The following is an 18,895-nucleotide window of genomic DNA, read 5'->3' on the forward strand; positions in this document are numbered from 1 at the left end:
CGAATACCTGCGTCGAAAATAAACTCAATGCGTAAAACCGGTTGCGATCCGGCAATCAATTGGAAAAATGGAACACCATTATCCAACGTTCTGCTCTCGGGATGGAGGAGGTCGACTTTATTAATGGATTTTGCTTCGGGAGCAATGGTTCGGTCGATTTTCATATTATTTTTTTGCGAGGTAATACAAAGTGGAGCAATTTTCGGGACGAATCATTTTCTGTGCCGCATTCAGGATTTCTGCCGATGAAACCTTTCTGTATTTTTCAATTTCAAGATTCACCATGGCAGCATCTCCCAATAATTCGAAATAACAAAGTTCCATCGCTTTATCGAGCACTGCCATGTCGTTAAAAACCTTGGTCGTTTCTGCTTTGTTTTTCACTTTTTCCAATTCATCTTCCTGAATGGGTTCTGTGATGATTTCGTTTAAAATCTGATCAATTCCTGCCTCCGCTTTTTCCATAGAAACACCTTCGATAAGCTTACCGGAAATGATGAACAATCCATCATCCAGATCGCCGGAAATAAAGGCGCTGACTTCAGAAAATAATTTCTGTTCGCGAATAAGCGCATGGTATAAACGCGATGATTTCCCTCTGGATAAGATATCCGAAAGCAGATCCACTGCATAAAAATCTGCAGAATTTCTGCTACCCATATGCCATGCTTTGTATATGGCATCGAAAGGGACATCACGTTCAACCGTTAATGTTCTGACTTCTGTTTGAGCAGGTTCTTTCGGAAGATTTCTTTGCTTTTTTGCCTGTGCAGGAATGGAAGAAAACCATTTTTCACATAAGGATTTTACCTCTGCTGTTTCTACATTTCCGGCAACACACAAAATAGCATTTCCAGGGTGATAATGCGTTTTAAAAAATGCTTTTACATCTGCGAGAACAGCGTCTTCAATATGCTTGATTTCTTTGCCAATAGTCGCCCATTTGTAGGGATGCACTTTATAGGCGAGCGGACGAAGCAATAGCCACACGTCACCATAAGGTTGATTGAGGTAGCGTTGTTTGAATTCCTCAATAACAACACTGCGTTGCACTTCTAAACTTTTTTCAGAAAATGCCAGCGATAACATGCGGTCGGAATCCAGCCAAAAAGCTGTTTCCAGATTATCGGTGGGTAAAGTGACGTAGTAATTGGTGATGTCGTTATTCGTAAACGCATTGCTGCTGCCTCCAACGGCTTGTAAAGGTTTATCGAAATCGGGAATGTTAACAGATCCGCCAAACATTAAATGCTCGAATAAATGCGCAAATCCGGTTCTCGATTCATCTTCATCTCTTGCTCCAACATCATAGAGAATGTTAAACGCAACAATGGGTGTGGAATCGTCGTGATGAACAATCACTTTTAGTCCGTTGTCTAACTGAAAACGATCAAATTTTATCATACTGTTAATGGTTCAGATTCTTTCAATTTTAATAAAGCCTGGTTGTATTCGGTCAACATCTCCATAACAATTTCGGCAGCTGGTTGAATGCGATCAAACAAAGCAGATACTTGTCCGATTTCCAATTCTCCTTCTACCATATCTCCTTCGAACATTCCTTTTTTTGCCCGGCCTTTTCCCAATAGCGTTTTTAAATCTTCAAGCGAAGCACCTTTTTCATAGGCCGACATCACCTGTTGGTAAAAAGGATTTTTTATCAATCGCACCGGTGTAATTTCTTTCAAGGTTAAAGCCGTATCGCCCTCCTTCGTGTTGATCACTGCTTCTTTAAAATGCAAATGCGCCGAAGATTCATGCGATGCCACAAATCGACTCCCCACCTGCACGGCATCTGCTCCCAAAGCCATGGCCGCAAGCATTTGTTGTCCCGTTCCAATTCCACCTGCAGCTATCAAAGGAATTTGTATCGCTTTTTTCACGGCTGGGATTAGGCAAAGTGTAGTGGTTTCTTCGCGACCATTATGTCCGCCCGCTTCAAATCCTTCGGCAACAACGGCATCTACTCCTGCTTCCTGTGCTTTTAATGCAAATTTTGAACTGGAGACTACATGGACCACAATTTTTCCATGTTCCTTCAGCATCGAAGTATAGGTTTTCGGATTTCCAGCAGAGGTAAATACGATGGGGACATTTTCATCAATGATGGTTTGTATATGCTTGTCAATATCCGGATACAACATCGGAAGGTTCACCGCGAAGGGTTTATTGGTGGCCGCTTTACATTTTTTTACCTGCTCACGAAGGATTTCCGGGTACATGGATCCGGATCCGATAATGCCGAGTCCACCCGCATTGCTCACCGCAGAAGCGAGCTCCCATCCCGAGCACCAAATCATACCTGCCTGAATGATAGGGTATTGAATGCCAAAAAGTTCGGTGATTCTATTGTTGTTCATTGAAAATGATTTTATGCGAATCTAATGGTTTTTCGGGCTATTCCTCATTTAGGGAATGGCTTGACTGATTTCCTTTTTTATTCTATATTTGAGGTTCGAATAGCTATGAAATGTTAAAACGTCTCGCCATATTTTCTTTGTCGTTGCTGGCTCTGCCGGTGATGTCGCAGATGAGTACATTTTACCGTTTGGATGTTGGTGGAGGGTTTGGAGTATCCAATTATCTTGGAGAAATAGGAGGGAAAGAAAAAACCGAGCGTCCATTCGTGTGGGATATGAAACTGAACCAAACCCGTTGGAATGTGGGAGGTTTCGCCCGTTTTAAAATGAACAATTATTACTCTCTGCGTGCTGATCTTGTTTACGGTCGAATTCAAGGTGCCGATAGCTTGTCCACCAATCGTGGTCGCGTTGGAAGAAACCTGAGTTTCCGCAATGATATGCTCGAACTTTCTGCCCGTGCAGAAGTGTATTTGTATAATACCAACGACGTAGGTAACCGCGGTTGGTACCGTGTCGATTTTAAATCTTATGCCTTTGCAGGTGTAGGTGGATTGTTGCATGGACCTAAAGCGCTCTATAACGGCGAATGGGTGAAGCTTCGTCCCCTCGAAACCGAAGGCGTGAAGTATGGAAAAATTACAGCTGTTGTTCCTGTTGGTGTTGGATTCTTCTTCACCTATAAACGTCAGCATCGATTTGGTTGGGAAGCCGGATGGAGATTAACCTTTACCGATTATCTCGATGATATCAGTACGGTTTATGCCGATCCGAGTATTTTCGGCGGTAATCAAACAGCCATCGATCTTGCTAACCGTTCTGGCGAATTAACCGATCAGCAACGTCCGAGTATGGCTAACTATGCTCCGGGTCAAAAACGTGGTGATTCAAACGATAACGATACCTATTTCTACAGCACCTTTACTTATAGTTATGTGTTCCGTGGTAAAAATCCTTTCTACACACAACACTATTCCTGGTTGGGTGGGAGAAAAGGTAGAAGAACACTTGCCCGTGTGAAATTCTGATTCGATTATACCGAACTATAAAAAGGCCGTTGATTCAACGGCCTTTTTTTATGAATTGAAATAGTTTAGAAAGTGGTTTGCGAATGAGGGTAAAAGGACCCGGTTTTAGTCCATTAATCAGCCATGCCTTTTTATCTTCACGATTAGCTTTGATGCGGTTTTTCAGGGTGACATTGCTTTGTCCGCCCGCTCTCATTTTAACAATGACTCTGGGCAGATAACTGATTTTTATTTTATGCTTGTGAATAAAACGCAACATGATTTCGTAATCGGCTGCGCTTTTTAAATCGAGATTAAAATATCCGTATTGCTCGTAAATTTTTCTGCGCACAAAAAAAGTTGGGTGAGGTGGCATCCATCCTTTTTTAAAATCACCTTCGTGATACGCTTTTGCTTTCCAGTAACGGATGGTTTTATTTAAATCGTGACGGTCCACATATACCAGATCGGCATATACCGCATCGCAGTTATCTTTTTCAAAGAGAGCGACAATATCTTGTATGACTTCCCTATCCGCATATACGTCATCAGAATTCAGAATACCAATGATATCCCCGCTGGCCAGTTGAAGTCCCTTGTTCATTCCATCGTAAATGCCCTTATCGGCCTCGCTGATGTGTTTGTGGATGTAAGCGGAGTGATCGGAAATGATGTTTAATGTAGCGTCCTTTGAAGCACCATCAACCACGATATATTCGATATCGGAATAAGATTGTGAAGCAACCGATTGAATGGTGTCGGAAATGGTATCCGCGCTGTTGTAGCTTATGGTGATCAGCGAAACTTTCATTCCATTTTACGTTCTCTGATTTTTTGTGCAGGATTTCCCGCATACACCGAATAAGCTTCCAGTGTTCCGCTGCACACAGATCCCGCACTTAACACGGCATGCGATTTTAACACGGATCCGGGTCCAACCACAGCTTTCGCTCCCACCCACGCACCTTGTTCCAGTGTGATCGGCGAAACGATCAAATCGAACGTTTTTTTCTTGTAATTATGATTACCGCATAGCAATAATGCACCTTGTGATAAGCAGCAATGCGAACCGATTACTACTTCGTCAAGATTATCGATCCACACCTTCTCCCCAATCCACACATGATCTCCAATTTTTAGTTTCCAGGGGTATTTAATATTCACCGCTGGTTTAATAACCACGCCTTTACCTACTTTGGCACCGAAGAGACGGAGCATTCCTTTTTTTATTCCTGAAAAAGGGAAAAAGGGATTGAGAAAAAAAGCGGCGTTAAAAAAATACCATAGGGCACGTTTAAACGGATTTCCCGGTTTATACCATTTATTGGAATAAAGCGACAGATCCGTTTTTACCTGATCACTCATGCCATTAAATGCGTTAAGGATGATTTTTTTTCAGCCGGAATAAATAAAACATCACCGGTGTGAAATGTTTCTTTACCGGTAAGACGATGTATTTTTCCTTTTAAAACATAATGCGCTTCGTACGACAAATCCGAAAGCATGGCAATGATTTTTGCTCTGTTTTCTCCATCCGTTTCCATTTGGATCAATGGTAAATGTTTGCGAAGAACAGAAAGCAATTCAGGCACAATGTGAATTTCATAACCTTCAACATCGCATTTGATGTAGTGCAATTGTTCAAGATTACCGAAAAGTGTATCCGGACGCATCATGGTTTCCTGGAATTCCATGTCGTTGGCATTTCCCGGTTGTTCCATCACTTTGGTGAGACCGTGACGAAAATGTTTATTTCCGGAAGGGACACCCAGCGTGATTTTTTTATTGTCTTCAGAACCTAAAGCAAAAGGAACAATCTGAACCGTTTTTTCAAGCCGGCGTTTGCGGATATTTCGCTCTAACACTTTACGGAAAAGAGTGACGGGTTCCACTGTAAGGACTTTTCCATTTGGACCCACAATTTTACCGAATGAAATGGCATAATAACCCAGATTGCCTCCGATGTCGAGCACCGTGTTTCCGGGTTTTACCAATTGGCGAATGAAATAATGGAATTCAAATTTTTCTTTTCGTTTCAGCAATCCACTGAAATAGGCAAAGAAAAAAAGACTGCTCACGAGTTTGAGGTAGCCCTCAACACTGAGCAGTCGGAATAATATTCGTTTTATAAACATACTTCTGAAGCGTTCCGGAAAAATTATTCTTCCAGCACTTCAGCTTTAATGCTGAGTACAGTTTCAGAAGGTTGAGTGTTGGCCGTAACAGTAACTTTTTTCTCTTGCTGACCTTTTTGTAATCCGGGTTTGTACTCTACATCAATAGCAGCAGTAGCACCGGGAGCGATGGGCTCTTTCGGATAATTCGGTACGGTACAACCACAAGATCCTACAGCATTGGAAATAATTAAAGGTTCATCACCCGTATTGGTAAATTTAAAAGAGAATTTATTGGTAGAATTTTGTTTGATTTTACCGAAGTCGTGATTATAGGTTCCAAAGGAAATGCGTGTGCTTTTCTGATTGGAAGGTGGAGTGATGGCGTTATTTTCCTGACCGATGGTAGTAGCGATGGTCGGGTTTGGACTAGGATTCGGATTTGGGGTTAAGGCATTTTCGGTAGCCGGGCTTGCAATAGCAGCAGAATTGGCTACAGGAACTGCCGATGAAATAGCGCCTGATTTTTTAGATGCCGCAAAATAGGTATTCACCACCAGCGTAAGCGCAATTACACCCAGTAATCCCACTTTCAGGTTTTCTCTCATATCGTTGTTCATAGTTGAATTTTTAGTGAATCAAAATTAAGAAAAATCCCTTGCAATTATTTCCAGGTCAATTTAAGATTCTCGTAGGTACCGTCTTTAATTGCTTCCAGACCTTTGCGGTAGGTTGGGTTAAGCGGATTTACAATCTCATAAAACATAGGATAATCCCAGAGGTTTTGAGCGATTCCCGCTTTTATACGGATATCAATTACCATTTTGGAAGTGGCATAACCGGCCGGATCGAATTTTACGCCTTCTTTTTCTGCATAAGCTGTAAACTCATCCATGAGTTTTTTGTCGACCACAAAGCCTTTTTTAAACTTCTGAAAATCGGGGAACGATTTTTTTAACGCTTTGCGGTTGTTGTCAACATAAGTCAAACAGAAATTATTAAACACACCACCACGAAGCAAACCGGATAAATAATCGCTGTTCATAGAAGTGTCGATAGGAACAAACACGTCCGGAATAATTCCACCGGCACCATATACGGTACGCTTATTAATGCGGGTTTCGAAATGGAGTGAATCCGGAATTTTAATACTGTCTTTCGAAATCATTTCGCCGCTGAGGTAACGCTGATATTTTTCTTTGTGGTATTCTTCACTACCGTCTTCATAAGGTTTTTGAATACATCTTCCGGTGGGAGTGTAATACCGTTGTGTAGTTAAACGAACCTGAGATCCGTCGGGAAGGTTGACCGGTTTTTGCACCAGCCCTTTTCCGAATGAGCGTCTGCCTACAATTAAACCACGGTCCCAATCCTGAATGGCACCCGATACAATTTCACTGGCAGAAGCAGAACTCTCGTCAATAAGCACCACTAATTTTCCGGTTTCAAATTTACCAAGCTTCCGGGCGTAGGTGTCTTTACGACTAAAGGCTCTACCTTCGGTGTAAACAATCAATTTTGTTCCCGATAAAAATTCATCGCAAAGATCAATTGCTGTGTTCAGGTATCCGCCGCCGTTTCCTTGTAAATCCAGAATGAGGTGTTTCATTCCGAGTCCCTTTAAACTATCAATGGCACGGTTAAATTCTTCCATGGTGTGTTCACCAAAATTATTCAGCTTAATATATCCTGTTTCCGGATCAGCCATGTATGCGGCATCAACACTATACAAAGGAATTTTATCACGAGTGATGGTGAATTTTAATAATTTTTTCTCTCCTCTGCGGGCAATTTCAACTGTCACCTTGGTGCCTTTTATGCCTAAAAGTTTTTCGCGGACCTGATTATTTTTTATGCCCACACCGGCTACGGTCTGACCATCTACGGTGATGATTTTATCTCCTGCTTTAATACCCAGTTTTTCGGAGGGACCACCCGGTACCGGGTTTACCACCATAATGGTATCCTTCATGATTTGAAAACGAACCCCGATTCCGTCGAAGCCTCCTTTTAAAGGAGCATTCATTTCTTCCACTTCTTCTTTGGGGATGTAAATGGAGTGCGGATCAAGTTGTTCCAGCATCGTAATGATGGCCTGTTCTACCAATTGGTCCTCCTGCACACTATCCACATACATCTGCGAAATATAATTTAGCAGCGTATTGAATTTATCGGTAGTGGCGGAACGATTATTGTGGGGAATCTGAGCCTGGGTTCCAAAGGAAATCAGAACAAAAAAGAGGAGCGTCCAGCTAGCAAGGTGTTGCTTCATGATGTTAAGTATTTGTTTAAATATACGTAAAAAAAGATCAAGAGAAAGTGGCATTACACCAGCGTTCGCTTTAGTGTATGAACGGAAAATTTGTAGTTTGGGTACAGAAATGAAAAACACGATTTTATTTTTAGCATTTATTATTCATCTATCCATGGCACAAGCACAGGATGTTAAACGTTCACTACAAATCCAGTACCCCCGGGTGCGTGAGGCGTTCGATTTACACGAAAAGGAATTGTTAAAAGATCTTAATATCCCCAAAAGCGGAAATGCTTTTTCACAGGTAATAGTGGCCTATAAACTGGAGAAGGTGCTTGAGGTCTGGGTTTCTCCTGCCAAATCTTCGGCGCATCGTTTGTTTCGTACCTACGATTTTTGTGTGTTGTCCGGACAGCCCGGTCCAAAACGGAAAGAGGGAGACGGACAAGTTCCGGAGGGTTTGTATCATATCGACCGCTTTAATCCTTCCAGTACATTTCATCTTTCGCTGGGAATAAATTATCCCAATGCATCCGATAAAGTCCTTTCCGATAAGAAAAAGCCGGGTGGAGAAATTTTCATTCACGGAAACTGTGTTTCGGTAGGGTGTATTCCCATTACCGATGATTTAATAAAGGAATTATATGTTACCTGCGTACTTGCTGCCGATGGAGGAGAGAAAAAAATTCCGGTCTATATTTTTCCCTGCAAAATGGATGGAATGAATATGCGTGTCCTCAACTCCAATGCACCGGAAAATACGCGCGAATTCTGGAAAAACGTACAAACGTTTTATGAGATGTGGAACAAGAATCATTTACCCCTTAAGTTTAAAGTGGACGCCAAGGGGAATTATATTCCCTCTTAAAAACTAAAACTCGATTTGAAGGTGCTGAGCACTTCTTTCAGGGTGCGGACAGGAATATCAATATGGGAGTTGACAATCGGGTTTGGACGAACCTTTAAATCGCGCAAGGCCATGTGTTGATTAACAAACAACATTTCAAGCCCGGGATATAAATCCATCAACGTATCTGCAATGTAGTTCACCGACAAATTATCCTCCACTACATCGTATCGTCCGGGTTTTAATCCGTCTTTTAAAATGATATTCGATAAGAGATTTGCTGTTTTATCAATATGAATGAATGAACGATGCTGTTCACCGTTTCCATTGATGGAAATGCGACGGTGGAAATTGGCATCAAACATAAAGCGATTGATCACTGCATCGAAACGCATGCTTTTGGAATAACCGTAAACATTTCCAAAACGCAGAAGGTAGGTGGGCATTTTGTTAAACATGCGGGTTACATGTTCCTCACCACGTAGTTTAGAAATTCCGTAAAATGTTTTCGGGTTAATCGGAGAATCGATGTCCACCATTTCCGATGAAGATCCGTACACTGAAACAGAACTGGAATAGATGAATTTTTTTACCGGTTCATCTTCCAGTGCATACACTAATTCGGCTGTTCCCCAGTTGTTAACCTGCTCAAACAAATGCGGATTTTCATCAGCAAACGGAGTAGTAACTTTCGCAGCCAGATGAACAACCACATCAATTCCTTTTAACGCTTTTCTCAGCTTGCGGGTATCGAGCAGATCACCCTGAACAAAGCGGATTTTATCTGCAGGAAGTTTTGTTTGTCCAATGAACAAATTGTAATTCCCCCGCGATAAATTATCGTAAATAATTATTTCTTCAATCGAGGAAAGGTGTTTGCACAACTCGTATGTAAGTTCAGTGCCAATATATCCTGCACCTCCGGTGATTAGAATTCGCATCTTATTTTGATATTAAATCTGTATGTAATCCGCATTCGGTTTTATTCAATCCAAACCATCGGCCGCTGCGGTCGTTGTTAAGGTCCACTTTCCGTGTACAAGGTTCGCAGCCGATGCTGAGGTAGCCCTGGTTTTCGAGTGGGTGACGGGGTAAATTGTTCTCGCGGATGTAATCGTAAATCATTTTTGAGCTCCAGTCGAGCATGGGATGAAATCGCTTGGAACCGAATGGAGCATCCTGCTCAATTTTCATGTTTCTGCGATTGGCATTTTGATCGCCCCGAATCCCATTGATCCATACATCGTATTCGGCAAGAAAAGGTTCTACCGGTTGTGTTTTATTCATAAAACAACAATAATCCGGATCGCTGGTAAAATAGAATTGTCCTTTACCATCTTTTTGCAAATTACGCGCAACGGCAGAATGTACATCAATGATTTTAATTCCTAATAATGAAGCAATCTGATCTCTGAATACCAGGGTCTCCGGAAAGTGAAATCCGGTATTGATAAATAAAACCGGAATTTCAGGATCAATCGTGCTGAGAATATGAAGCATGGGAATGGAATGGGTCTGAAAAGAAGAGGTTGCAAACAACTTTTTTCCTTCTTTTTTGTAATTCCTTATATGAAGCTCAATTTCTGCGGGTGTCATGATGCAAATATATTAGCAAAACTGAATATGTCTTGCAAAAGAAAGTGGATTTGCCTCATGCATTTTTGCGGATTTCCGGGTTCTGCCGTTCATTTTCCTCCTTTGGATTTTCGGCTTTGTTTTTAATGTATTTTTGCAATGCGAAACGACCCTTTTTCACGATGAAAATTCAGCTCGATATGCTTCCGATGAGTCAGTGGTTTCAAGGTTTGCCTCATCCCTTGTTCATGGCCGGACCATGCAGTGCTGAGTCGGAAGAGCAAATGATGGAGGTGGCACAGGGAATTGCGGCGAGCGGAAAAGTCACCGTGCTTCGTGCGGGAATCTGGAAACCGAGGACTCGTCCCGACACCTTCGAAGGCCGTGGTGAACAAGCCTTGCCATGGTTAAATGCGGCTGCAAAACAAAATGGATTACTTAGTTTAACGGAAGTGGCCAATGCCGCTCATGTGGAAGCAGCGTTAAAAGCTGAAATCGACATGTTATGGGTGGGGGCGCGGACTACCGTAAATCCATTTTCGGTTCAGGAAATAGCAGATGCTTTGCAAGGGGTCGACATTCCCGTTTTGGTGAAAAATCCGATTCATCCGGAGCTTCAGTTGTGGATTGGTGCTTTGGAGCGGATCAATAAAGCGGGAATTAAAAAATTGGCTGCTATTCATCGTGGCTTTTCCACCTACGAAAAAACGCCTTTCCGAAATGCTCCCATGTGGGAAATCCCCATCGAGTTAAAACGACTGATTCCGCAATTACCGATAATATGCGATCCGAGTCACATTTCCGGTACACGCGAACTTATCGAAATGGTATCGCAAAAGGCGCTGGATTTGGATATGGCGGGACTCATCATCGAAACCCATCCGGATCCTGAACACGCTTTGAGTGATGCGCAACAGCAAATTACGCCGGCGCGATTGAACGAGTTATTAAATGGACTTTCCATTCGTAATCCGGAGGTGAGCAATCACGAATTTCAGACTGCATTGGAGGAGTTGCGGACAAAAATTGATGATCTGGATCTGGAAATTCTGCAAAAGTTCGCGGCGCGAATGGATATTGCCGAAAAAATAGGGGAGTATAAAAAAGAAAATCAAGTAACCATTTTGCAATTACAGCGCTGGGAAGAAATTATCCGCAAGCGAAAAATGCAAGGGGAAGCCATGGGTTTGAGTGATGCTTTTTTGCGGAAATTACTTGAGATTATCCACGAGGAATCCATTCGCAGGCAGAATGGGGTAATGAACAATTCCTCTAAATGAAAAATCCCCCTAAAAAGGAGGATTTTTACAACAAAAAACATTCGATTAGTTTTCGGTCAACGTAAAGCGATAGCTTTCCATAATGGGATTGTGCAATAATTTTTTGCAGGCTTCGTCCACCAATTTTCCGGCTTCTTCTTTGTTCGCTGCCTCAACGTGAAGGGTCATATGTTTACCGATGCGCACATTGGTAATTTGTGATAGGTTCAGGTTTTTCATGCTGTTGCTTACGGCTTTCCCCTGGGGGTCGAGCAGTGCTTCCAGTGGCATTACATCGATCTCGGCTTTAAATTTCATGACTTGAAAATAAGTGGTTTCAATATGGATATTAAGATGTACAAAAGTATAATAATTGGGATTGCTACAAACTGAAATATTATCAACAATGCAGCAGCCACCGCTAAAAATGAAAAACGAATTTCATTGCCCTTCCATCCAAAAGATTTGAATTTGAGTGCAAATAGCGGTATTTCGGCAATGAGTAAAAAGGACATAATCACCGCGGTGATGCTTAAAAAATAGCGATTCAGCAGGATTCCCGACCATTCGTTGTTTTCAAAGGGATTAAAGGAAAACCACATCTGAGGCATGAAATTGGAGTAAACTTCATCACCAATGTGCATATGCCGAACCAATTCGCCATCCCATTCCAGCATAAGCGGGAAGGCTATAAAAAAGAGTGTATTGGCTGGAGTAGGTACGCCAATAAACGAATCCGATTGCCGGGTGTCGATGTTGAATTTGGCCAGGCGGTATGCCGAAAGCAATGGAATAATGAGGGGAATAAAAAGGAAGGGGTTCCAGCTTAAAACAAAGGTTGGATTTTCGAGAAACAGCGTAAGTTTCATGAGTTGAAAAACAATAATTCCGGGTACCACTCCAAATGAAACCATATCGGCAAGGGAGTCGAGCTGTTTTCCCATGTCGCCACTCACCTTAAGCAAACGCGCCAGAAAACCGTCGAAAAAATCGAGCACCGCTGCCAGGAGTACGAGGTAGGCCGAAATGGATAGCTCCCATTGAAAGGCGTAAATGATAGCGAGGATTCCGCAAAACAGATTACCAAGGGTAAAGAGATTGGGGATTTGAGATCGAATTTGCATCATGGTGCAAAATAATGGAAAATAAAAGGCAATACGTCCGATTTTTTTGAGTTTTATCCGGAGGTTTCAACTCTACTTTTTTTTATCTTTATCCAACATGAAAAATTCTTTTTTCACTTTCTGTTTGTTGCTTGCCGGTGGAGCTGTTTCGTTAAAGGCTCAAACGGCCAAATATTCCAATGAATTTTTATCGATCGGTGTAGGTGCCCGTGCCCTGGGGATGTCCAACTCAGTTATCGCCACAGGTGATGATGTTACGGCTGGATATTGGAATCCGGCAGGTTTAACCGGGATTCGCGGCGATATGCAAGTGGGACTGATGCACTCTGAACAGTTTGGCGGAATTGCCAAATTCGATTATGGAGGATTGGCAAAAGTACTCGATTCCAATAGCGCATTTGCAGTTTCTATCATTCGCTTTGGTATTGATGATATTCCCAATACCACCGAGTTAATTGATCAGGCAGGAAATATAGATTATAGTCGCATTTCAACTTTTTCTGCGGCAGATTATGCCTTTATTGGTTCTTATGCACGCAAAACCAAAATTCCCGGCTTACGCATTGGGGCCAACGTAAAAATCATTCACCGTAAAATTGGTGATTTCGGAAAGTCATGGGGATTTGGATTGGATGCTTCTGCGCAATACAACTACAAGAAATGGCAATTCGGAGCGATGGCCCGGGATATTACGACCACGTTCAATGCCTGGAGTTATTCACTCACTTCCGAAATGATCAACACGTTTATTGCAACAGGAAATGATATTCCGACCAATTCGGTGGAATTGACTTTACCCAAATTGTTATTGGGTGGTGGACGAAAATTTGAAATCAAAGACCGCTTTAGTGTCCTAACGGAATTGGATGTGGATATGAGTTTCGACGGAATGCGTAATACGTTAATCAAATCCAATTCCGTGAGTATCGATCCGCATTTCGGATTTGAAGCAGGATACAAAAACATTGTTTTTCTCCGCGGTGGAGTAGGTAATTTTCAGAAATCGAAAAAAATAGATGGCACAGGTGATGAGTGGACCTTCCAACCTAACATTGGAGTAGGCGTTCGCATTCGTCAGTTTACCATCGATTATGCGCTGACCGATGTCGGCAACCAATCGGCTGTCATTTATTCCAACGTATTTTCACTCCGATTCGACATCAGCAAACCCGGTTCATGAAAAAAGTAATACTGATAGCAGTTTGTATATTGAATTCCATTCTGGGAATAGGTCAGGGTAATTCCTGGATTCAATATGGAGGCGCATCCCGGTATTACACGATAAAAATTCCCGCAACCGGAATTTATCATTTAGATCATGCAGTTTTAGTCGCAGCGGGTATCGATCCGAGTACTATCGATCCGCGCAATTTCCAGATTTTCGGTTGGGAAAAAGAAGTTCCCATTTATATTTCCGGAGCGCAGGATCTCAGTTTTGATCCCGGAGATTATATTGAGTTTTATGCCGAGGCCAATGATGGAAGAAATGATACCTCGCTCTATATTGGAGGCGAGGAGTCCATGCCCGATTTACATTTTTCATTGTATAACGATACCATTTGTTATTTTCTAACCTGGAATAATTCAGTCAATAATTTACGGATTCAGGATTTAATGGATACCGTGATTTCAACGCATACTCCGCTTGATTGGGTGTGGACTGAATCTCATCTAAAATCGAACGTTCGTTATTTGCTCGGCTATCAGGAATCCGGCGCTTCTTCCAGTTATTATACGGCAGGAGAAGGATGGTTTGGCGATTATATTGATGGTTATTATTCACAAGCGCAAACCGATGCCGTTCCCACTCCATTTCCGTATCAGGGTCCTGGAGCTCCGGATGCGAAATCGAGCATATCATTTGCAAGCGCATCCAATTCACTCATCTACACAGGAGCGGGAAATCACCATACCAAAGTACAGATCGGTTCATCCTTTCAGGATGTAATGGATACTGTTTTTATGGGGTATAAACTGATCCGATATGATTTCCTTTATGCCAATTCGCTATTGGAAAACGGAAGCAGTAAAATACGCTATCAAACCGTTAATGATTTAGGCGCGCTCAGCGATTATCAGAATGTAGGAAATTCATCCATTACCTATCCGCGAATTCCCAATTTAAACGGCGCATCTACATTTCGTTTTACCACGCCCTATAACATCAGTGATTTTATCTCGCGCATTGATTTTACTAATTACGCTGCAGGGAATTTGTGGATGTATATTTTGGGCGACTCCGTTTACCGCATGCCGGCGATTATGAATGGAGCATCCCGTTCGTTTTTGGTTCCGAATGAAATAAATGGAAACGACAGGGAATGTGTTGTGATTTCTGATAACGCATTTATGAATGTATCGGTGATTAGTCCCGTAAACGGAACAGGAATTTTTACCGATTACGCATCGCTCAATGTTCAAAATGCATACCTGATTATCACTCATCCTAAATTGTGGAATGCAGCACAACAATATGCATCGTATCGCTCGTCGGTAAGTGGCGGAGCATACAATACGCTGGTGGTAGATGTGAATGAATTGTATTTGCAATACGGACATGGCGTTGAGAAACACATCGACGGAATAAGAAATTTTTTAAAAGATATTTCCGTTGACTGGAACACACATCCGGGACATTTATTGCTCATGGGTAAAGCCATTCGTGAAGCAACGGAATCTTCCAATGGAACCTTTCACGGAACACGAAAAGATACTGCGGCATTTCGTAAAAATTTAGTTCCTTCTTATGGTTATCCCTCTTCCGATGTATTGATCAGTGCCGGATTATTCGGAGCGCAAATGGAACCGGGAATCGCTACGGGACGTATCGCTGCGCAGGATGAACAAACCGTTCTCGATTATTTAGCAAAAGTGCAGGAATTTGAAACAGCACAAGATCCCAATTCACTCTACACCATTGAAGAAAAAGAATGGATGAAACACATTCTCCATTTTGGAGGTGGATCTACTACTCAGGAGCAATCGGATTTTGCTTATTATCTTTCCACATTCGAAAGCATCATTGAAGACACCTTATTCGGTGCTTACGTTCATTCCTATTACAAACAATCTTCCGATCCCATCGATCCGATTGAATTTGATGAAGTAATGACACGACTGGAAGAAGGGGTAAGCATCATGAATTTTTTCGGACATTCAAGTGTGAATGGATTCGATCAGAATATTGATGAACCTTCCAACTGGACCAATCAGGGAAAATATCCCTTGCTAATTGGTAACGCCTGTTATTCCGGCGATATTTTTCAGCCAGATGCCGTATCCGCTTCCGAAGATTTTGTATTCCAGCCTCAGAAAGGAGTAATTGGATTTTTATCTTCTTCCAAGCAAGGATTTATTTCTCCACTGTATGGATTCACCAGCACCTTTTACGGAAATCTATCGCGATTTCATTATGGAGAAACCATTGGTAAACTGGTTCAGTATTCAATACAGAGTACACAGCCCGGACAAATTGCCACCTTTATTCCCTATGAAAATGCGTGTACACAAATGACGCTTCATGGTGATCCCGCATTACGTTTAAATCCACACAACCGACCCGAACTCGTGGTGCGCCAGCAAGATGTTTATTTCGAACCAAACACGGTAACCTTAGCAGATGATTCGGTAAATGTAAACGTGATCATCAGTAATATTGGCCGCTCCGTTTCCGATACGGTCATTGTAGAATTAAAACGCCATTTACCCAGCGGATCGGAACTTACCTATATAGCCTATTTACCGAAAAGCAATTTCCGCGATACCGTTGTTTTTCGTATTCCCGTTCTCCATAATGTGGCTGTGGGAATCAACTTTTTTGATGTAGCCGTAGATATTCCCAGTTTTATTCCCGAACAACAGGATGAATTAAGCAACAACCAAACCACTGCTACATTATTTATTTTTTCCAATGGCATTTTTCCGGTTTTCCCTTATGAGTATGCCATCGTTCCGGATTCCATTATGGATTTAAAAGCTTCCACCTATGATCCGTTAATTGGTGTTAAAACCTATCGTTTCGAAATTGACACTACCGATCAATTTAATTCTCCTGCATTGCATTTTCAAATGGTCACCGCAGGTGGAGGAGTAGTAATTGCTCGTCAAACAGATTGGCTCAATGCTTCCGGAAATCCGGATCCGTTTATTTTTTCAGATTCCACCGTTTATTTTTGGCGCGTTTCACCGGATAGTGTCACTTATAGCTGGCACGAGAGTTCGTTTCAGTATATACCCGGATTAACGGGGTGGGGACAAGCCCATTTTTACCAGTTCGAGGCCAATGAGGAAATTACGATGCATTATGATCGTGCTCAACATGGCTGGTATTGGGATCCGAATATTCGTCGCATAGGTTGTGATGTGTATACCTATGCTTCCAACTCGAATGAATTTTTCGGGACATTGTGGACCATTGATGGTAGTCTGCAAGATTATTCCGGATGCGGTGTTGATCCTGCCATTCACGTTGCCGTGATTGATCCGCTCACTCTGGAACCATGGGGTACCTACGGTTGCGATCCTTCCATAGGAGGAAGTTGTCCGGGTTGTACCATGATCAATTCCAATCACAGTTTTGGAAACATCAATGATGGATGTGCGTGCAGAAACCGGGTGGAATATTATTTTAATTTCAGACATACTTCTCCTGCAGAAATGGATTCACTCGTGAGTATGGTGAACAATAAGATTCCTGCGGGTCACTATGTGTTATTATACACCTGGCGATTTGCCGATTACAATGCATGGACTCCGGCCACTTATGCGATGATAAATTCACTCGGTGCAGGCGATAGTATTTATCCCGGCCGACCCAATGAATCGTGGATTGTACTTGCTAAAAAAGGAGATCCTTCCTTTACCAAAGTTTTTATGGGAGGAAGTACTCCCGGTACATTACTTAGCATGAACGATACCTTATTTGGATTCGATTTTGCAGGAAGTATGAAATCCGTATTGGCAGGTCCTGCCACCCATTGGGGATCACTGTATTGGCAGCGACGATCACTGGAATCTCCTTCTACCGACAGCGCCCGTATTTATGTTTATGGTGTGGATGTAAATGGAGCAGAAACCTTGTTGCTGGATACCAATTTTACCACCGTTGATTCGATTGTGAATTTATCTTCCATTGTGGATGCACAGCAATATCCTTATATCCGATTAAAAGGTTGGTATTCCGACACTGCATTTTTTACACCCGCACAAACTACGCGCTGGCAATTGGTGTACACACCTGTACCGGATGCTGCAGTAAATGGAAATCGCGGATTTTATATTAGTCGGACCGATACCCTGCAGGAAGGAGAATCATTGGAATTAGCTATTGCTGTAGAAAACATCACACCGTGGCCGATGGATTCTTTGCTGGTGCATTATTGGGTGGAAGATCAGAATAGGGTAAGACATTATCAAACTTATGCACGCCAGGATTCGTTGCGTGATTTCGCCTTGTTGTACGATACCATCAGCATCAATACGCAAGGATTTGGAGGATACAATTCACTTTGGATGGAAGTGAATCCCATACCATTAATTCCCGGTGCTACAGCTTACGATCAGTTGGAAGAAAGTCATATCAACAATTTTGCGCAGGTTCCTTTTTATGTGCAGCCAGATATTACCAATCCGATATTGGATGTAACATTCGACGGAACACATATTTTAAATGGCGATATCATTTCGGCGAAACCTCAAATATTGATCACGCTCAATGATGAAAACCAATACCTGATAATGAATGAAGAAAGTGATACTGCATTTTTCGCAGTGTACCTCACCGATCCTGCCGGACAACAACAACGGGTATACTTTAACAATGGAGTAATCCCTGTAATGAACTGGTATCCCTCTTCCGGCCCTTCCGGTAAATTTAAAATAGAGTATCAACCTACCTTGTTAACGGATGGAGTTTACACCTTATTGATTCAGGCAACGGATAAATCTGGAAATGCATCGGGTGATGTGGATTACCGGATTTCATTTGAAGTAGTGAATAAGCAAACCATTACTGAGGTAATGAATTATCCGAATCCATTTTCAACCAAAACACATTTTGTATTTACGCTCACCGGATCTGAAATTCCCGATCAAATGAAAATTCAGATTTTAACCGTTAGCGGTAAAATTGTACGCGAAATCATGATGGAAGAATTGGGACCTATCCGTATTGGAAAAAACATCACGGAATATTATTGGGATGGAAGAGATGAATACGGCGATCAATTGGCTAATGGGGTTTACCTGTATCGGGTAATTACCAAAAGCAATGGTGAGGATGTAGAAAAACGAAGCACTGGTGCAGATCCGTATTTTAAACATGGATTCGGTAAAATGTACCTGATGCGTTAATTGA

Annotated in this window: 16 protein-coding genes; 5 read left to right on the plus strand and 11 right to left on the minus strand. The window is 42.1% G+C overall.

Annotated elements, in window-relative coordinates; translation table 11 throughout:
- Positions 1-165: 165 nt before the first annotated feature.
- Positions 166-1,404: an insulinase family protein gene (locus K1X56_03090; GenBank protein MBX7093682.1), complete on the minus strand. Its 1,239-nt coding sequence runs from the start codon at positions 1,402-1,404 to the stop codon at positions 166-168.
- On the minus strand, positions 1,401-2,360 hold the full coding sequence (locus tag K1X56_03095) for a nitronate monooxygenase (GenBank protein MBX7093683.1): 960 nt from the start codon (positions 2,358-2,360) through the stop codon (positions 1,401-1,403). Before K1X56_03095 ends, K1X56_03090 begins: the two co-directional genes overlap by 4 nt.
- Positions 2,361-2,470: 110 nt before the next feature.
- Between K1X56_03095 and K1X56_03100 the strand changes: the two genes are divergently transcribed.
- Positions 2,471-3,388, plus strand: a complete 918-nt coding sequence (locus K1X56_03100) for a hypothetical protein (protein MBX7093684.1) — start codon at positions 2,471-2,473, stop codon at positions 3,386-3,388.
- A gap of 34 nt (positions 3,389-3,422) precedes the next feature.
- On the opposite strand, the gene K1X56_03105 is transcribed toward K1X56_03100, so the two are convergent.
- The 5 genes from K1X56_03105 to K1X56_03125 all read right to left on the minus strand — a co-directional run bounded on the left by K1X56_03105 (position 3,423) and on the right by K1X56_03125 (position 7,753).
- A complete protein-coding gene (locus tag K1X56_03105) occupies positions 3,423-4,178 on the minus strand; it encodes a glycosyltransferase (protein MBX7093685.1) in 756 nt (251 codons plus the stop codon).
- Positions 4,175-4,732 (minus strand): WcaF family extracellular polysaccharide biosynthesis acetyltransferase, encoded by a 558-nt coding sequence (locus K1X56_03110; GenBank protein MBX7093686.1) that lies wholly within the window; start codon positions 4,730-4,732, stop codon positions 4,175-4,177. Before K1X56_03110 ends, K1X56_03105 begins: the two co-directional genes overlap by 4 nt.
- A complete protein-coding gene (locus K1X56_03115) occupies positions 4,729-5,445 on the minus strand; it encodes an FkbM family methyltransferase (GenBank protein ID MBX7093687.1) in 717 nt (238 codons plus the stop codon). The genes K1X56_03110 and K1X56_03115 overlap by 4 nt, the downstream gene beginning before the upstream one ends.
- Before the next feature lie 80 nt (positions 5,446-5,525).
- Entirely contained in the window at positions 5,526-6,089 is a 564-nt protein-coding gene (locus K1X56_03120; protein ID MBX7093688.1) for a DUF1573 domain-containing protein, read from the minus strand.
- 56 nt (positions 6,090-6,145) lie between these two features.
- Positions 6,146-7,753: a S41 family peptidase gene (locus tag K1X56_03125; GenBank protein ID MBX7093689.1), complete on the minus strand. Its 1,608-nt coding sequence runs from the start codon at positions 7,751-7,753 to the stop codon at positions 6,146-6,148.
- Between the two features lie 97 nt (positions 7,754-7,850).
- Between K1X56_03125 and K1X56_03130 the strand changes: the two genes are divergently transcribed.
- Positions 7,851-8,603: a L,D-transpeptidase family protein gene (locus K1X56_03130; protein ID MBX7093690.1), complete on the plus strand. Its 753-nt coding sequence runs from the start codon at positions 7,851-7,853 to the stop codon at positions 8,601-8,603.
- Here K1X56_03130 and K1X56_03135 read toward each other — a convergent pair.
- On the minus strand, positions 8,600-9,523 hold the full coding sequence (locus K1X56_03135) for an SDR family oxidoreductase (GenBank protein MBX7093691.1): 924 nt from the start codon (positions 9,521-9,523) through the stop codon (positions 8,600-8,602). The two genes, K1X56_03130 and K1X56_03135, sit on opposite strands and share 4 nt — an antisense overlap.
- A 1-nt stretch (position 9,524) precedes the next feature.
- Complete coding sequence (locus K1X56_03140; GenBank protein ID MBX7093692.1) at positions 9,525-10,178, minus strand: phosphoadenylyl-sulfate reductase; 654 nt, start codon at positions 10,176-10,178, stop codon at positions 9,525-9,527.
- Positions 10,179-10,366: 188 nt separating this feature from the next.
- Here K1X56_03140 and K1X56_03145 point away from each other — a divergent pair, with 188 nt between their 5' ends.
- Positions 10,367-11,437: a bifunctional 3-deoxy-7-phosphoheptulonate synthase/chorismate mutase type II gene (locus K1X56_03145; protein ID MBX7093693.1), complete on the plus strand. Its 1,071-nt coding sequence runs from the start codon at positions 10,367-10,369 to the stop codon at positions 11,435-11,437.
- 45 nt (positions 11,438-11,482) lie between these two features.
- On the opposite strand, the gene purS is transcribed toward K1X56_03145, so the two are convergent.
- On the minus strand, positions 11,483-11,734 hold the full coding sequence (purS, locus tag K1X56_03150) for a phosphoribosylformylglycinamidine synthase subunit PurS (protein MBX7093694.1): 252 nt from the start codon (positions 11,732-11,734) through the stop codon (positions 11,483-11,485).
- A complete protein-coding gene (gene pssA / locus K1X56_03155; GenBank protein ID MBX7093695.1) occupies positions 11,731-12,540 on the minus strand; it encodes a CDP-diacylglycerol--serine O-phosphatidyltransferase in 810 nt (269 codons plus the stop codon). The genes purS and pssA overlap by 4 nt, the downstream gene beginning before the upstream one ends.
- 97 nt (positions 12,541-12,637) lie before the next feature.
- Between pssA and K1X56_03160 the strand changes: the two genes are divergently transcribed.
- On the plus strand, positions 12,638-13,720 hold the full coding sequence (locus K1X56_03160) for a PorV/PorQ family protein (GenBank protein ID MBX7093696.1): 1,083 nt from the start codon (positions 12,638-12,640) through the stop codon (positions 13,718-13,720).
- A complete protein-coding gene (locus tag K1X56_03165; protein ID MBX7093697.1) occupies positions 13,717-18,891 on the plus strand; it encodes a hypothetical protein in 5,175 nt (1,724 codons plus the stop codon). Before K1X56_03160 ends, K1X56_03165 begins: the two co-directional genes overlap by 4 nt.
- The last annotated feature ends 4 nt before the right edge of the window (positions 18,892-18,895 follow it).

This window comes from Flavobacteriales bacterium, from assembly GCA_019694795.1.
Lineage (GTDB): Bacteria > Bacteroidota > Bacteroidia > Flavobacteriales_D > UBA2798 > UBA2798.

Bases quoted from the DNA above. Each gene is read 5' to 3' on its own strand.
- K1X56_03100 (MBX7093684.1), top strand. From the start codon at position 2,471: ATGTTAAAACGTCTCGCCATATTTTCTTTGTCGTTGCTGGCTCTGCCG.
- K1X56_03120 (MBX7093688.1), bottom strand. From the start codon at position 6,089: ATGAGAGAAAACCTGAAAGTGGGATTACTGGGTGTAATTGCGCTTACG.
- K1X56_03125 (MBX7093689.1), bottom strand. From the start codon at position 7,753: ATGAAGCAACACCTTGCTAGCTGGACGCTCCTCTTTTTTGTTCTGATT.
- K1X56_03145 (MBX7093693.1), top strand. From the start codon at position 10,367: ATGAGTCAGTGGTTTCAAGGTTTGCCTCATCCCTTGTTCATGGCCGGA.
- K1X56_03165 (MBX7093697.1), top strand. From the start codon at position 13,717: ATGAAAAAAGTAATACTGATAGCAGTTTGTATATTGAATTCCATTCTG.
- K1X56_03095 (MBX7093683.1), bottom strand. From the start codon at position 2,360: ATGAACAACAATAGAATCACCGAACTTTTTGGCATTCAATACCCTATC.
- K1X56_03140 (MBX7093692.1), bottom strand. From the start codon at position 10,178: ATGACACCCGCAGAAATTGAGCTTCATATAAGGAATTACAAAAAAGAA.
- K1X56_03105 (MBX7093685.1), bottom strand. From the start codon at position 4,178: ATGAAAGTTTCGCTGATCACCATAAGCTACAACAGCGCGGATACCATT.
- K1X56_03160 (MBX7093696.1), top strand. From the start codon at position 12,638: ATGAAAAATTCTTTTTTCACTTTCTGTTTGTTGCTTGCCGGTGGAGCT.
- K1X56_03135 (MBX7093691.1), bottom strand. From the start codon at position 9,523: ATGCGAATTCTAATCACCGGAGGTGCAGGATATATTGGCACTGAACTT.
- pssA (MBX7093695.1), bottom strand. From the start codon at position 12,540: ATGCAAATTCGATCTCAAATCCCCAATCTCTTTACCCTTGGTAATCTG.
- purS (MBX7093694.1), bottom strand. From the start codon at position 11,734: ATGAAATTTAAAGCCGAGATCGATGTAATGCCACTGGAAGCACTGCTC.
- K1X56_03110 (MBX7093686.1), bottom strand. From the start codon at position 4,732: ATGAGTGATCAGGTAAAAACGGATCTGTCGCTTTATTCCAATAAATGG.
- K1X56_03090 (MBX7093682.1), bottom strand. From the start codon at position 1,404: ATGATAAAATTTGATCGTTTTCAGTTAGACAACGGACTAAAAGTGATT.